This window comes from Rhizobium sp. RHZ01 (assembly GCF_014851595.1).
GTDB classification, from domain to species: Bacteria; Pseudomonadota; Alphaproteobacteria; order Rhizobiales; family Rhizobiaceae; genus Rhizobium; species Rhizobium altiplani.
Genome location: NZ_JACUZZ010000123.1, coordinates 1 through 339, shown reverse-complemented (window position 1 = coordinate 339; position 339 = coordinate 1). Strand labels below are relative to the sequence as shown.

1 pseudogene is annotated in these 339 nt (G+C 58.4%); it reads left to right on the top strand.

The window, feature by feature from the left end:
- Positions 1–339: pseudogene (locus IB248_RS31105) on the top strand (ISNCY family transposase); the annotation flags it as partial.

Sequence of the window (339 nt, the reverse complement as noted above, 5' to 3'; positions counted from 1 at the left end):
ATTTCGAGGCGCTCGAGCTTTACCTGAAGGATCACGGTGCTCCGATCGCCTTTTATTCCGACAAGCATACGGTGTTCCGGGTCCCTAAAAAGGACGCCAAGGGTGGCCAGGGGATGACCCAGTTCGGCCGTGCGCTGTGCGAGCTAAACATCGAGATTCTTTGCGCAAATTCGAGCCAGGCCAAGGGCCGTGTCGAGCGGATGAACCGGACACTGCAGGATCGGTTGGTCAAAGAACTGCGGCTTTCTGGCATCGACACCATGGAGGCCGGCAATACCTTCTTGCCGGACTTCGTGGAGGACTACAACGCGCGGTTTGCGATCGTCCCTGCCCGGTGTG